13 protein-coding genes are annotated in these 13,365 nt (G+C 63.8%); 6 read left to right on the forward strand and 7 right to left on the reverse strand.

Annotated features, from left to right (window positions below; translation table 11 throughout):
- Positions 1 to 3: 3 nt before the first annotated feature.
- Together JJE66_RS07625 and JJE66_RS07630 are read left to right on the forward strand one after the other, a co-directional pair.
- The gene (locus JJE66_RS07625; RefSeq protein ID WP_200513554.1) at positions 4 to 534 is read left to right on the forward strand and encodes a cytochrome b; all 531 of its coding nucleotides are present in this window, start codon (positions 4 to 6) and stop codon (positions 532 to 534) included.
- A 90-nt stretch (positions 535 to 624) separates the two neighbouring features.
- On the forward strand, positions 625 to 2,097 hold the full coding sequence (locus JJE66_RS07630) for an amidase (protein ID WP_200513556.1): 1,473 nt from the start codon (positions 625 to 627) through the stop codon (positions 2,095 to 2,097).
- A gap of 124 nt (positions 2,098 to 2,221) precedes the next feature.
- Here JJE66_RS07630 and JJE66_RS07635 read toward each other — a convergent pair whose 3' ends face one another.
- Together JJE66_RS07635 and JJE66_RS07640 are read right to left on the reverse strand one after the other, a co-directional pair.
- Positions 2,222 to 3,310, reverse strand: a complete 1,089-nt coding sequence (locus JJE66_RS07635) for a Zn-dependent alcohol dehydrogenase (protein ID WP_200513557.1) — start codon at positions 3,308 to 3,310, stop codon at positions 2,222 to 2,224.
- 43 nt (positions 3,311 to 3,353) lie between these two features.
- Positions 3,354 to 5,138 carry an acyl-CoA dehydrogenase family protein gene (locus tag JJE66_RS07640; protein ID WP_200513559.1) on the reverse strand — a complete coding sequence of 595 codons (1,785 nt, stop codon included), beginning with the start codon at positions 5,136 to 5,138 and terminating at the stop codon, positions 3,354 to 3,356.
- A 233-nt stretch (positions 5,139 to 5,371) separates the two neighbouring features.
- Here JJE66_RS07640 and JJE66_RS07645 point away from each other — a divergent pair, with 233 nt between their 5' ends.
- Positions 5,372 to 6,073, forward strand: a complete 702-nt coding sequence (locus JJE66_RS07645) for an SDR family NAD(P)-dependent oxidoreductase (protein WP_200513561.1) — start codon at positions 5,372 to 5,374, stop codon at positions 6,071 to 6,073.
- 110 nt (positions 6,074 to 6,183) lie between these two features.
- A complete protein-coding gene (locus JJE66_RS07650) occupies positions 6,184 to 7,014 on the forward strand; it encodes an enoyl-CoA hydratase (RefSeq protein WP_200513563.1) in 831 nt (276 codons plus the stop codon).
- Between the two features lie 189 nt (positions 7,015 to 7,203).
- Here the strand turns inward: JJE66_RS07650 and JJE66_RS07655 are convergent, their stop codons facing one another.
- Both JJE66_RS07655 and JJE66_RS07660 read right to left on the reverse strand, forming a co-directional pair.
- Positions 7,204 to 7,827, reverse strand: a complete 624-nt coding sequence (locus JJE66_RS07655; RefSeq protein ID WP_200513565.1) for a GNAT family N-acetyltransferase — start codon at positions 7,825 to 7,827, stop codon at positions 7,204 to 7,206.
- Positions 7,828 to 7,895: 68 nt separating this feature from the next.
- Complete coding sequence (locus tag JJE66_RS07660; protein ID WP_200513567.1) at positions 7,896 to 8,099, reverse strand: DUF1127 domain-containing protein; 204 nt, start codon at positions 8,097 to 8,099, stop codon at positions 7,896 to 7,898.
- Positions 8,100 to 8,209: 110 nt separating this feature from the next.
- Here JJE66_RS07660 and JJE66_RS07665 point away from each other — a divergent pair, with 110 nt between their 5' ends.
- Positions 8,210 to 9,103 carry a transcriptional regulator GcvA gene (locus JJE66_RS07665; protein ID WP_200513569.1) on the forward strand — a complete coding sequence of 298 codons (894 nt, stop codon included), beginning with the start codon at positions 8,210 to 8,212 and terminating at the stop codon, positions 9,101 to 9,103.
- Between the two features lie 142 nt (positions 9,104 to 9,245).
- Positions 9,246 to 10,595 (forward strand): MFS transporter, encoded by a 1,350-nt coding sequence (locus JJE66_RS07670; protein ID WP_200513571.1) that lies wholly within the window; start codon positions 9,246 to 9,248, stop codon positions 10,593 to 10,595.
- Positions 10,596 to 10,663: 68 nt separating this feature from the next.
- On the opposite strand, the gene JJE66_RS07675 is transcribed toward JJE66_RS07670, so the two are convergent.
- The 3 genes from JJE66_RS07675 to JJE66_RS07685 are packed head-to-tail and all read right to left on the reverse strand — an operon-like array spanning position 10,664 to position 13,281.
- Positions 10,664 to 11,077: a Rieske (2Fe-2S) protein gene (locus JJE66_RS07675; RefSeq protein ID WP_200513573.1), complete on the reverse strand. Its 414-nt coding sequence runs from the start codon at positions 11,075 to 11,077 to the stop codon at positions 10,664 to 10,666.
- Positions 11,077 to 12,198 (reverse strand): amidohydrolase family protein, encoded by a 1,122-nt coding sequence (locus tag JJE66_RS07680; RefSeq protein WP_200513575.1) that lies wholly within the window; start codon positions 12,196 to 12,198, stop codon positions 11,077 to 11,079. Before JJE66_RS07680 ends, JJE66_RS07675 begins: the two co-directional genes overlap by 1 nt.
- Before the next feature lie 24 nt (positions 12,199 to 12,222).
- The gene (locus tag JJE66_RS07685) at positions 12,223 to 13,281 is read right to left on the reverse strand and encodes an amidohydrolase family protein (RefSeq protein WP_200513576.1); all 1,059 of its coding nucleotides are present in this window, start codon (positions 13,279 to 13,281) and stop codon (positions 12,223 to 12,225) included.
- Positions 13,282 to 13,365 lie beyond the last annotated feature (84 nt).

The following is a 13,365-nucleotide window of genomic DNA, read 5'->3' on the forward strand; positions in this document are numbered from 1 at the left end:
CACATGACCGCCCGGCTGCACTACGGCACGCCTGCAAAGATCTTCCATTGGCTCATCGTCGCGCTGCTTGCCGTGCAATATCCACTTGGTTGGCTGATGCCGGACCTCCATCGCGGCATGACGCCCGGCGCCGCCATGACCTTTCACGTGTCGATCGGGATTTCGATCCTGGTTCTGACTGTTCTTCGCCTGGTCTGGCGGCTAACCCATCCCGTGGCGCCGGAGAGCTCCCTGCCGGCTTGGCAGCGTTTGAGTTCGGAAGCCGTGCACTGGCTGCTCTATGCCCTGGTGCTTGCGACCACGCTGTCCGGCTGGCTGTTTGCGTCCTTCCGTGGATGGTCCATTTCGTTCTTCTACCTCGTACCGCTGCCGATGCTGGCGTCCGACAACGCCGCCGCGGGACGAACAATCGACGGCCTGCACCAGACCATGGAATGGGCGCTGCTGATCACCATCGGCATTCACATTGCGGCCGCGCTCGCGCACATCCTCATCTATCGTGATCGCGTGATGCAGCGGATGCTGCCTGGGTAGCATTCTAGACAGATCAACCACGATCAAACGGCTGTTGCGGCATCTGATAGAACTGCGCATCATCCCTCCAGTGAAGCGCAGGAGCATGGCGTGCCGAAATCGGAATGGAGTTTCAAGAGCGCGGTCGAGTTGTCGGCTGCGTTGGCGGCGAAGAAGGTCTCGTCGGTCGAGCTCACCCAGGATGCGATCGATCGCATAGAACGGCACGACGGCAAGGTCAACGCGATCTGCGTCCGGGATTTCGACCGCGCGCTGAGCGCCGCGCGCGAGGCAGACGCCGCATTGGCCCGCGGCGAACAAAAGCCGCTGCTCGGTCTGCCGATGACGGTGAAGGAATCCTACAATATCGCCGGCTTGCCGACGACCTGGGGCAATCCTGCGCAGAAGGATTTCATCGCGAGGGAAGATTCGCTGCCGGTCACGCGCGTGAAGGACGCCGGCACCGTCGTGCTCGGCAAGACCAACGTACCGCTCGCGCTCGCCGACTGGCAGAGCTACAACGACATCTACGGCACCACCAACAACCCCTACGATCTAGGGCGCACGCCGGGTGGTTCGTCCGGCGGATCATCGGCAGCCCTTGCCGCAGGCTATGGCCCGCTGTCGATCGGCTCGGACATCGGCGGCTCGCTGCGCGTGCCGGCCTTTCATTGCGGCGTCTACGCCCACAAGCCGACCTTCGACCTCGTGGCGATGCGCGGGCATACGCCGCCGCCGCTGCCACCCTTGCCGTTCGAGCGTGATCTCTCGGTGATTGGCCCGATGGCGCGCAGCGCCGCCGACCTTTCGCTGCTGCTCGACGTGATGGCCGGCCCCGATCCGATCGACGCCGGTCTGGCCTACCGGCTCGAATTGCCGGCGGCGCGCCAGACCGCGCTGAAGGATTTCCGCGTGCTTGTGATCGACACCGATCCCGTGCTGCCGACCGACACCGCGGTGCGGGGCACCATCAACGGGCTCGCCGACCACTTGGTCAAGGCTGGTGTGACGATCGCGCGCAGCAGTCCGCTGCTGCCGGATTTCGCGGCGTCATCGCGGCTCTATATGCGCATGCTGATGTCGTTCCTCGCCGCAAGCTTCGCGCCCGATATCTATGCCGGCGCCAAGGCGGCCGCAGCCGCGCTGCCGGAAGGCGACACCAGCCTCGCCGCCGAGCGGCTGCGCGGCATCGCGCTCAGCCATCGCGACTGGCTGATGGCGAACGGCGGGCGGACGCGGCTGCGCGCGCAATGGCGCGAGCTGTTCAAGACATATGACGCAGTGATCTGCCCGATCATGCCGACGCCGGCCTATCCGCACGACCATTCTGAAGACCAGGAAACGCGGCGGATCATGATCGACGGCAAGGCGCACGTCTATCCGGACCAGCTCGCCTGGCCCGGCATCGCCACGCTCCCCGGCCTGCCCTCGACCGCGATCCCGACCGGCTTTGCGCCGGACGGCCTGCCGGTCGGCGTTCAGATCGTCGGTCCGTGGCTGGAGGACCGCACGCCGCTGAAACTGGCCGAGCTGATCGAGCGTGAGTTCGGCGGGTTCGTGCCGCCGAAGATGTTTGACGATTGACCCTTTCGTCATTGCGCAGGAGTCCTGTAGCCCGGATGGAGCGCAGCGAAATCCGGGGCAGCCTGTCCGCGACAAAGATCCCGGATTGCGCTTCGCTCCATCGGGTTACGGGCAGCGCCCTTGCTCAGCTGTCAAACATGATCACGCTGCGCAGCGTCTTGCCGGCCTTCATGTTGGCAAAACCCTCGTTGATCTCCGACAGCTTCAGCTTGGCCGAGATCCAGTCTTCGAGGTGCAGCCGGCCGCGCAAATAAAAATCGACCAGCCGCGGCATGTCGACGCGGAAATGGTTGGAGCCCATCGACGAGCCCTGAATCTTGCGCTCGCGCAGAAAGTCAAAGCCGTGCAGTTCGATCTTCTGGCCGAACGGGATCATCCCGACGATGGTGGCCGTACCGCCTGAAGCGAGCATGCCAAAGGCCTGCTCGGCGGTCTCCTTGCGGCCGAGCACTTCGAAGGAGTGATGCACGCCGCCATTGGTGAGGTCGCGGACCTGCTTCACCACGTCGCCGTCGGCGGGATTGATGATGTCGGTGGCGCCCAGCTTGCTCGCGAGCTGGAGCTTTGCCGGATTGGTATCGATGGCGATGATGCGGCCGGCGCCGGCGATCTGCGCGCCATTGATCGCGGCCATGCCGACGCCACCGCAACCGATCACGGCCACGGTTTCGCCAGCCGTGACCTTGGCCGTATTCACCACCGCGCCGTAGCCGGTGATGACGCCGCAACCTATCAGCGCCGCGAGCTCCAGTGGCATGTCCTTGCGGATTTTGACGATTGCGTTCTCGTGCACCAGCATCTGCTCAGCGAAGGACGAGAGATTGAGGAACTGATGCAGTTTTTCCGGCTTCGACCATTGCATCCGGTTGGAGACGCCCGGCAGCAGCTTCACGGTCGTGTCGGTGCAGAGCACGGTGCGGCCGGTGGTGCAATTGTCGCAGGTGCCGCAGAACACCGAAAGGCATGTGACGACGTGGTCGCCGGGCTTCACGTAGGTGACGTCCGAGCCGACCTGCTCGACCACGCCGGCCGATTCATGGCCGAGCACCGCGGGCAACGGATGCGGGTAGAGGCCTTCCATGAAGTGCAAATCGGAGTGGCAAAGGCCGGCGACGGAGGTGCGGATCAGGACCTCGCGCGGGCCGGGCTTCGGCAGGCTGATATCCTCGATGACCAGCGGCGTGTTGACTTCGTAGAGGACGGCGGCCTTCATCGAGCACTCCCTGTCGCTTTTTTTGTTTGAACGCGGGTGCAGCCTACGCTGCCAGAACCAGTTCGCCAACCTCGCTCATGCCAGTATCGCGATCGCCGAGCAGCAGCGCGGCGATCTTCGCTTGCGCAGGATTTTCCGTCAGCCGGAACGGATCGCTCGGCGCCACGCGATGGTCGATCACGAGGCGCGACAGCAGCAGCCGGCGCGCATCGCCGCGCATGTCGTGAATGCGATGAGCCTCCCAGGCCAGTGCTACCGCGCTTGCGACGTGATAGAGCAGGCTGGTGGCGCGACGGGCATCGGCCTCGTTCTCCGAGTTGCCTGCGACATCGCGCGCGAAGCCAACCGCGCGATCGGTGAGACCGCGCAGGCGGTCACGCCAGGCCTGCGGCACGGAGGCGCTGTCGTCGAGCCGCGCGTGCAGATCGGCGGCCAACGCGGATTCGGCGCCGTGGCGGCCGACCGCGCGCCGGAGCGCATCGATCGCGACGATGTTGCCGGTGCCTTCCCAGACCGAACCGAGATGCGCGTCGCGCAGCAGTCGCGCGGTGGCGAATTCCTCGATATAGCCGATGCCGCCGCGCATCTCGAGCGCATCGCCACAGACCTTTCGCGCATCACGTGTGGCGCGGAATTTCAATGTCGGCGTCAGGATGCGCAGCAGCGCAGCCGCGTCCTGGCTGCCGGCTTCGGCGCGATCGAGTGCGTCCGCCGTGAGAAAGCTCATCGACAGCGCCTGCTCGACCGGCAGCATGATCTTCAGCATCTGGCGCCGGCCGAGCGGCAGGTCGATGATGCGGTTGCCGAACACCACGCGGTTCTTCGCCACCATCATCGCATCATGATAGGCGCGGCGCATCAGCGCGGTGGATTTGACGCCGTTGGAGAGCCGCGACGAGTTCACCATCTCGGCCATCTGCACGAAGCCGCGGTCGAGCTTGCCGACGGCATAGGCGATCGCACCTTCGAGCTTGATCTCGCCCGACGCCATCGAGCGGGTGCCGAGCTTATCCTTGAGACGGACGATCCGGTAGTGGTTCTGCGAACCGTCGTCGAGGAAGCGTGGCATCAGGAACAGGCCGACGCCGCGCGTGCCGGGGCCCGCGCCTTCCGGGCGCGCCAGCAGCATCACCACTTTCGCATCGGCATTCGAGCAGAACCATTTTTCGCCGTGGAGGCGCCAATGGTCGCCCTCCTGCACCGCGCGCGTCGTCAGCGTGCCGACATCGGAGCCGCCTTCCTTTTCGGTCATGAACTGGCCGCCCTGGGTCAGCTTGCTCATGTCGGTCGAGGTCAGTCCGTCGAGATATTTCGCCTTCAGCGCCTCGCTGCCGAAATTCGAGAGCAGTTTTGCGCAGCCGTCGGTGACGTTGATCGGACAGCCCATGCCGAATTCGGTCTGGTTGAACAGGAAGGTGAAAGCGTGCTTGGCCACGACAGGATATTTGTCCGGCCAGCCCATGATGCCCTCGCGGATCGAGAGTGCGTGGATGCCGAATTTGCCGAACGCCGCGTTCTCCAGCTCGCGATAGGCCGGGTGATATTCGATCCACTGCACGTCGCGGCCGAACTTGTCGCGCTGGTGCAGCACCGGCGTATGCCGGTCGGCGAGGCGCGCGCAATCATCCAGATGGCCGCCGGCCAGTTCGCCCAGTCGATCGAGATGCGGCTCGATGTGGCGGAATAGCGTGTCCGGCAGGTGGATGCGCAAGAGATCGGTGAGCGTCTGATCGGCGCGGTAGAAGTTCATGCCAGTGGTATCGGGCGCCAGCAGGCCGGATGGTGCGGCCGCGACATTTTTCGACTGCCCTGTGACCGGCTCGTGCATGATCGTCCTCTTCGTTTCCGCCCGGCGGCATTCTTAACGCTTGCCGCTTGAGATGATGTCGATCATGCTCCCATCGCGAGAGGCGATAAAGCCGCAAATTGTCAGGGAGGCATGATCGCCGTGAAGAAGCAACTCGCTCTGCGGAATTGTGATCGACCCGGCTGGTCGTCCGCACGGCGGATACATAGATCAGCGGCGTCCCGTCCCCGAGAGATCACGCCAGAGACCACATCATGGAACATCCGAAATATAAGATCGCCCTCATCGTCGGCGCCGGCGAGGGCCTGAGCGCCTCGCTGGCGCGGCTGCTGTCCGGCCAGAGCATCCGCGTCGCGCTCGCCGCGCGCAAGATCGAGAAGCTCGGTGCGCTCTGCGGCGAGACCGGCGCGAAAGCCTATGCCTGCAATGCCACCGAGCCCGAGGAGGTCGAGCGGCTGTTCGGCCTGGTCGAGCGCGAGATCGGAACGCCCGACCTCGTCGTCTACAATGCCAGCGGCCGCTCGCGCGGGCCGTTCGTCGATCTGGTGCCGGCCGAGGTCGCGAATGCGATTGCGGTCAGCGCCTATGGCGGTTTCCTTGTGGCGCAGCAGGCAGCAAAGCGCATGCTGCCCAACAAATACGGCGCGATCCTGTTCACTGGTGCGTCCGCAAGCGTCAAGGGCTATGCGCAATCTGCTCCGTTCGCGATGGGCAAGTTCGCGCTGCGCGGGCTGGCGCAGAGCATGGCGCGCGAATTATCGCCGCAAGGCATCCATATCGCGCATTTCGTGATCGACGGCGGCATCAAGAGCGCGGCGCGCACGGAGCCAACCGACAAGCCGGATTCGATGCTTGATCCCGATGCGATCGCGGAGAGCTATTGGAACGTGCTGCAGCAGCCGCGCAGTGCCTGGAGTTGGGAGATCGAGCTGCGGCCCTGGGTGGAGAAGTTTTGAGGCGAGAGTGCCGTAGGGTAGGCAAAGGCGCGAAGCGCCGTGCCCACCATCGATGACGTGGAAACAAATGTTGGGCACAATTCGCGTGCCCACCCTACAGGGCGGAAATCATGACCACCGAAACCACCATCGACACCGGCACCACTGAACTCCTCTGCGTGATCCGCGACCGCGTCGCGGTGATCACACTGAACCGGCCCGAGGCGCGCAACTCGCTGTCGGACACGCTGACGCCGGCGCTGCGCACGATGATCCGCACCTGCGGCGAGAGTCCCGATGTCGGCGCGCTGTTGCTCACCGGCGCCGGCGAAGCCTTCTGCGCCGGCGGCAACGTCAAGGGCATGGGCGCGCATCGCGACCCGAAGAAGCTGGACATGTCGCTCGAAGACCGCGTTGCCGATCTTCAGGAGCGGCAGCGCCTGCTCACGGGCGCGCTGGTGTCGGTACGCAAGCCGACAATCGCCGCCCTCCCCGGCCCCGCGGTCGGCGCCGGGCTTGCGGTGGCCATGGCCTGCGACATCCGCATCGCCGCGCAATCGGCGTTCGTCGCCACCGGCTACGCCCGCATCGCGCTGTCCGGCGATTACGGCATCGCCTGGCTGTTGACCCGGCTCGTCGGTACCGCGCGGGCCCGCGAGCTGATGTTCACCGGCGATCGCGTCGATGCCGCGCGGGCCGAGGCCATCGGCCTCGTCAACCGTGTCGTGCCCGACGACAGACTGCAAGCCGAAGCCTTCGCCTTGGCGAAATCGCTGGCCGAGGGCCCGCGCCTCGCGCTGCGCTACATGAAGGACAATCTCGACGAGGCCCTCCAGTTCGACTTTGAAACAGCCCGCGACCACGAGGCCGAACGCCTGATCCGCCTCACCACGACCGCCGATCACAAGGAAGCGGTGCAAGCCTTCATCGAGAAGCGCAAGGCGCTGTTCACGGGGAAGTAGCGCGCTGCAACGTAGCCCGGATGGAGCGAAGCGAAATCCGGGGCGCCTGCGAATACCGCACGAATCCCGGATTGCGCTTCGCTCCATCCAGGCTACGCAGAGATTCGACCGAATTCACCAACGACGATGCTTGAGTGAAGAAAAAAGGTGCCCGGCCCAGATTTGACCTGAGCCGGGCCTCGAGTGGTGTCAGGCCGAGGCTGAGGGGCTTACGGCCTGACGGGAAAGGGCGGCGAGACGCCAGCTGGCGCAGGGAATGTCCTTCGGCGCGGCGCTGATCTCCTTGTCGAAGCGCACCAGCTTCCAGTCGTCCGGATGGTTGACGAAGGCGAAGCCGGATTTGCGCGCGAGCGAGATCATGGTCTGGTTGGAGCGCAGCGTGTCACCGAAGATGTGCTCGGCGCCAAGCGCCGCGGCGCGACATTCAAGATTCTTCAGAAGCGCGGTGGCGATGCCGTGGCCCTGCCAGCGGTTATTGACCGACAGACCGAATTCCAGCGCCGAGGTCTCGGCGTGGAAAGCGTAGCGCGCTTCAGCAACGATGGTCTCGAAACCATCGACCATCTTGGTCGCGACCATCGTGAAGCGCTCGCGCGCGCCGATATCAAGGAATTCGCGCAGCAAGCTCCCCGGCAATTCGCTGATCGCGCCAAAGAAGCGGTTGTAACGGGAGCCGGTCGAGAGCGAGCGGAAATAGTGCTGCAGTTCATCGGTGTCTCGCGGCTCGACGAAGCGAACGTTGATCGCCTCGCCCTCGCGAGTCCGCAGCGTATCCGAATATTGCCTCAGGTCTTCCAGGCGAAGAGTGCTCATGACACGCGACCTAGCGAAAAGGGACCGCCGGCGCCCCTCTGATCAGGCGGCGCCGGCCTGGCGGCCAATCAGGCCCGCCAGAAGGGTTTCTCAGCCTCAAGGGCGATATCGCTCCAGGACAGGCCGACGTCGTGGAGGTCGCGGGCGGTCCAGTTGGTCAGTTCGCGGCGGGTCCGGTAACGCTCCTGCCAGATGTGGAGGGTGTCGCCGATCTGATGGATCAGGCTCGGTGCATGATGATTTGTCATAGAATTGTCAGTGCAAATAGACATTTTCAGCTCCTTGAGCTATATTTGACACCAATATCCTCCTGCGCGCGAACTTCGACAAACGACAATTTGTACCCTTTCGCATGAAATAAGCTCATGCATCATGCTGCCAAATGACTGCCAGATTACCCTCCCTGAACGGATTGCGGGCCTTTGAGGCCGCGGCGCGCCATCTCAGCTTCACGCTGGCCGCGAGTGAGCTGAACGTGACGCAGACCGCGATCAGCCATCAGATCCGGCGGCTCGAGGAAGAGCTCGGTATCCGCCTGTTCATCCGGCAGAACCGCGCGCTGGCGCTCACGCCGGAAGCGCGCGATTACCTCCCCGGTATCCGCGCCGCCTTCAATGATCTCCGGCTCGCGACCGACCGGCTGCTGCGCAAGGACGAGGACAAGGTGCTGACGGTTTCGACCTTGGCCTCGCTCGCGGCAAAATGGCTGCTGCCGCGGCTGACCGATTTCCAGGAGGCGAATCCCGGCATCGACGTTCGCATCACCACCTCGACCAGCCTCGTCGATTTCCAGCGTGACAATGTCGATGCCGCAATCCGCTACGGCCGAGGCCAATGGACGGGCCTGCGCGCCGACTGGCTGATGGCGGACGAGTTGTTTCCGGTGTGCAGTCCGTCGCTGCTGCGATGCGACGAGCCGCTGCGCACGCCTGCGGATCTCAAAGACCACGTGCTGCTCCACACCAACAGCACCGACGACTGGCGGCTCTGGCTAACGGCGGCAGGCCTGCCGACGGACATTTCCCGGCAGCCCGGCGTCACTTTCGACATGACCTTCATGACCGTTCAGGCGGCGATCGACGGCATGGGCGTGGCGATGGGGCGGACCTCCTACGTCCGGGACGACATCGCCAAGGGACGGCTCGTGGTTCCCTTCAAGATCGCGCTGCCGGCGGATGCCGGCTTCTACCTGGTCTCGCCGGAGGGCCGGCGTGAGGCGCCGAAGCTCGCCGCATTCCGTCAGTGGATGATCGCCGCAACGCAGGATAAAGCCTGAAAAATCATCAACTTCCGCAGTGAAATGGGTTGACTCGCAAAGCCCCGCGCGAGAGGGGATAGTCAGATTGTCGCAGCAACAATCTGTCGCCTTGCCGTGAAAATGAGTTCCGGTCCGGCCACGTCTTCAGGGGAGTAACGCCATGGCTGGACCGTCAACATCAACCAATCCGCCCGAGATCAAGTCGCGCATTGGCGCGATCCTGCGCGCCACCAGCGGCAATTTCCTCGAGCAGTTCGATTTCTTCCTGTTCGGATTTTACGCGCAGGATATCGCAAAGGCGTTTTTCCCCGCTGCAAACGAGACCGCGGCACTCCTCAATGCGTATGGCGTGTTTTGGCTCGGTGCGCTGATGCGTCCGGTCGGCGCAGTCGTGCTGGGTGCCTATATCGACCGCATCGGCCGCCGCCAGGGCCTGATCGTCACGCTTGCGCTCATGGCGCTCGGGACCGTGGTGATCGCCTTCTGTCCGTCTTACGCCGCGATCGGCGTTGCCGCCCCGGTCATTGTCCTGATCGGCCGGTTGATACAGGGATTCTCCGCCGGCGTGGAGCTGGGCGGCGTCTCTGTTTATCTGTCGGAGATCGCGACCCCTGGCAATCGCGGCTTTTACACCTCGTTCCAGTCTTCCAGCCAGCAGGTCGCAATCTTTGTCGCAGCGATCATCGGCTTCGTCCTGAGGGAAGCCATTCCGAGCGATACTTTCCTGGATGCCATCGGGGGAATCGCGAAGTGGCGCATCCCGTTCTTTGTCGGCTGCATCATCATCCCCGTGATTTTCATGTTGCGGCGATCGCTTGAGGAAACACCAGCCTTCCTCGCCATGAAGAAACATCCGACCGCGAGCGAGGTGTTCGCTTCCGCGATCGCGAACTGGCGCATTGTCATTCTCGGCATGATGATCGCGGTGCTGACCACGACGACCTTCTACTTCATCACCGTGTATGCCCCCGGCTTCGGAAGGCAGCTCAACCTTTCGCCAACGGGGACATTGCTCGTGACCCTTCTCGTTGCGGTGACCAACTTCATCTGGAATCCGGTGGGCGGCGCGGTATCCGACCGGATCGGCCGTAAGCCAGTGCTGGTCACGATCGCGGCTCTGGCGTTCCTGACTGCTTACCCGGCGCTCTCCTGGCTCGCCGCAGCCCCCACCCTCGGAAAGCTGCTGGCAGTCCAGATGATGTTCTCGTTCTACTTTGGCGTTTACAGTGGCACGATGCTGGGATGTCTGGTCGAGATCGTACCGGCACATGTTCGTACCACCTGTTTCTCGATCGCTTTCGCATTGGCTGCAGGCATCTTCGGCACGTCCACCCCCATTGTCGCAACCAAACTGATCAGCATGACCAACGGGGACAAGGCCTCGCCGGCGTACTGGCTCATGTTCGGCGCGGCGCTCGGCATCATTGCGGCGCTCGTGGTCTATCGCGGTGGCCGCCAGACGGTAGCGACGTATGATCCGGTGTCGGAGCCGGCGACGGGCAAGGCGTAAAGCCAAAGCGGGCAGGCTCGGCATGACCTCGCTCCGTAAGAACGGGGCGAGGCGCACTGCTCATGCAGCTAAAGCTCCACCACCACGTAGTCGCTCTCGACCTTCACCGTGACGGTCTCGGCCACATACGGCCCCTTCACCACGCTCGTACCCGGCTCGACATGAGCCGGGTACGCCTTCACGCGGAAGCGGCGCGGGTCGCAATAGGACTGGCCGGTGCGGATGTCGAACTCCCAGCCGTGCCAGGGGCAGCGGATGATCTCGCCGAGCTTGGTGTATTCGATCTCGCCGGGGTCGCTCGATTGCGCAAGGCCAATCAGCGGCCCCTCGCACAAGGCCGCGCCCTGATGCGGGCAGCGGTTCATCAGGCCGAAATATTCGCCCTTGATGTTGAAGACCGCGATCGGCCGTCCGTCGATCTCCAGAAATTTTCGCGTCCCCGGTGGAAGTTCGTCGACCGGGGCAATGACGTGTCTCGCCATCAGGAAATGCCGTACAGCTTCTTGGCATTGCCGAGATAGAACGCCTCGCGATTGTCCTCGCTGACGCCCGCCGGCAGCACGCGTGACGGCTCGTCATAGTCCCAATGCGGATAGTCGGTCGCAAACAGCAGGCGGTCCCAGCCGATCCAGTTGATGACGTCGAACAGATCCTCGCGCCGCTCGGGGTCCTCCATCGGCTGCGTGGTCCACCACACCTGCTCGCGGATATATTCCGACGGCGGCCGTTTGACATGCGGCACCTCGCTACGCAGCCGCTGCCAGACGTTGTCGAGCCGCCACGCCAGCGACGGCGCCCAGCCGAAGCCGGCCTCGATCATCACCATCTTCAGCTTGGGGAAGCGCTCGAACACGCCTTCCAGAGCAAGACTTGCCAGCGCCGATTGCTGGCATTGCGAATGTCCCACCATTTCCTCGACGTAATAGGAAGGCCAGCCCGACGGCGTGATCGGATTGCCGCCGAAGCCGAAAGCGTGGACACCGACCGGCAGACCTGCCTCTTCCGCGGCTTGATAGATCGGCCAGTAGCGACGCTGCCCGAGCGGCTCGACATTGCGGCTGAGCAGCAGCACCTGGACGAAATTCTTGTCGCCGGCGCGCTCGCGGATCTCGGCGGCAGCCGACAGCCCGTCCTCATTGCCGACGACAATGGACCCCTTCAGCCGCTTGTCCTTCGAGGTCCATTTGTCGATCTGCCAGTCGTTGATCGCCGAGCACAGCGCGGCCGAGAGCTCGTGGTTGCGGATGCCCTGCCCGGAGTTGAGCGGATTGAGCACGCCGAGCTGCACGTTGTTGGGATCGAGCAGCTGCTTCTGCATGAACGAGAGCGAGGAGCCCTGCGGGCCGCCTTCCGGCGGATAGGCATCGCGGCGCGAGGCGTTGGGCTGGGCTTTCGGATAGGGCGGCCCGTCCATCATGCCTTGATAGGCATGGACGCCGTAGACTTCGAGATGATGCTGCCAGCGTTTGGCGAGGTAGGGATAGAGCTCGGTGCGACTGGCGCGTGCTGGATGGATGTCGCAGTCCGCAATCGCGGTCTTTGTCGCGTTCTTGGCAGTGAGGGAGGAAGCGGCTTCTAGGCTCTCGCGAAACTGGATATTCATCGCCTTGCCTCCTTTGGCAGCGGGCTAGATCAGGCGGGGATAGGTCGCATGCGGATTGTCGATCATGATCTTGCGCACGAGATCGGGGGTGAGACCCTCGGGCAACGCGTCCTGGCCGTCGAACTGCCAGTGCGGATAGTCCGTGGAGAATAGGACCAATTCGTCGGACTGCATATGATCAAACAGGCGAATTAATGTCGCTTCGTCCCGCGGCGCATCAAATGGCTGTAACGAGAAGCGGATGTTGCTGCGCACAATTTCCAGCGGCGCGCGATCGACCCAGGGCGTCTCCATCCGCACCCCGCGCCAGAACTTGTGCAGGCGCCAGAGATAGGGCGATATCCAGGAGACGCCGGATTCCAGCATCACCATTTTCAACCGTGGATATTTGGCGAACACGCCCTCGACGATCAGGCTGGTGAGCTGGGTCTGGAACGCCTGGGCCTGACCGACATAATCCTCGATGTGATAGGAACCCCAACCGACCGAGGTCGGCGGATTGTGATAGGCGGAACCGGCGTGGATCCCGATCGGCAGGTCGAGCCGTTCTGCGGCCTCGTAGATCGGCCACAGCGCACGTTTGCCGAGCGGCGTGTCTCCCATCACCAGCACCAGCACCTGGACGAAGCGCCTGTCCTGGGCGCAGCGCTCGATCTCGGCGACGGCCTTCTCGACGCTTTGCGTCGGGATCACGATCGAGCCGCGCAGCCGCGCGTCGCGATCGAGCCATTCTTTCGCCAGCCACTCGTTGAGCGCGCGGCAGAACGCGGCCTGCATGTCCTCGGAAAACACCATCTGCACCCCGTAAAGCGGGTTGCAGATGGCATGCGTGAGCTGGAAGGGATCGAGCACATGGCGCTGCATGTCCTCGAGGCTTTCGCCCGGCTTACCGCTCTCGGGGCGCCAATCGGGGCGCGCCACGATCGGCGAGTTCTTCGGGTAGGATTGCGAGACGAGATCGACCATGCCGCGCGTCTTCACCTGATCACGCCAGTAGTCATTCAGATAGGGCAGCAGGCTAATCAGATGCGGCACGGCCGGATGCACGTCGCAATCCACCCCGCCGGCGATCAGGGGCGCCATGACGTCTCCCTTCTCACGTTTCCTCGTCGTGTCTTGTCGCGGGCGGCGCCTGGCCGCTCCGCCTTGTCCGCCATTCAAGCAGGC

Origin of the sequence: Bradyrhizobium diazoefficiens, assembly GCF_016612535.1 — a bacterium.
Classification (GTDB): domain Bacteria; phylum Pseudomonadota; class Alphaproteobacteria; order Rhizobiales; family Xanthobacteraceae; genus Bradyrhizobium; species Bradyrhizobium diazoefficiens_C.

Coding starts and splice junctions, on each gene's coding strand:
- JJE66_RS07640 (WP_200513559.1), bottom strand. CDS start 5,138: ATGCACGAGCCGGTCACAGGGCAGTCGAAAAATGTCGCGGCCGCACCA.
- JJE66_RS07670 (WP_200513571.1), top strand. CDS start 9,246: ATGGCTGGACCGTCAACATCAACCAATCCGCCCGAGATCAAGTCGCGC.
- JJE66_RS07655 (WP_200513565.1), bottom strand. CDS start 7,827: ATGAGCACTCTTCGCCTGGAAGACCTGAGGCAATATTCGGATACGCTG.
- JJE66_RS07650 (WP_200513563.1), top strand. CDS start 6,184: ATGACCACCGAAACCACCATCGACACCGGCACCACTGAACTCCTCTGC.
- JJE66_RS07625 (WP_200513554.1), top strand. CDS start 4: ATGACCGCCCGGCTGCACTACGGCACGCCTGCAAAGATCTTCCATTGG.
- JJE66_RS07675 (WP_200513573.1), bottom strand. CDS start 11,077: ATGGCGAGACACGTCATTGCCCCGGTCGACGAACTTCCACCGGGGACG.
- JJE66_RS07665 (WP_200513569.1), top strand. CDS start 8,210: ATGACTGCCAGATTACCCTCCCTGAACGGATTGCGGGCCTTTGAGGCC.
- JJE66_RS07660 (WP_200513567.1), bottom strand. CDS start 8,099: ATGTCTATTTGCACTGACAATTCTATGACAAATCATCATGCACCGAGC.
- JJE66_RS07645 (WP_200513561.1), top strand. CDS start 5,372: ATGGAACATCCGAAATATAAGATCGCCCTCATCGTCGGCGCCGGCGAG.
- JJE66_RS07635 (WP_200513557.1), bottom strand. CDS start 3,310: ATGAAGGCCGCCGTCCTCTACGAAGTCAACACGCCGCTGGTCATCGAG.
- JJE66_RS07685 (WP_200513576.1), bottom strand. CDS start 13,281: ATGGCGCCCCTGATCGCCGGCGGGGTGGATTGCGACGTGCATCCGGCC.
- JJE66_RS07680 (WP_200513575.1), bottom strand. CDS start 12,198: ATGAATATCCAGTTTCGCGAGAGCCTAGAAGCCGCTTCCTCCCTCACT.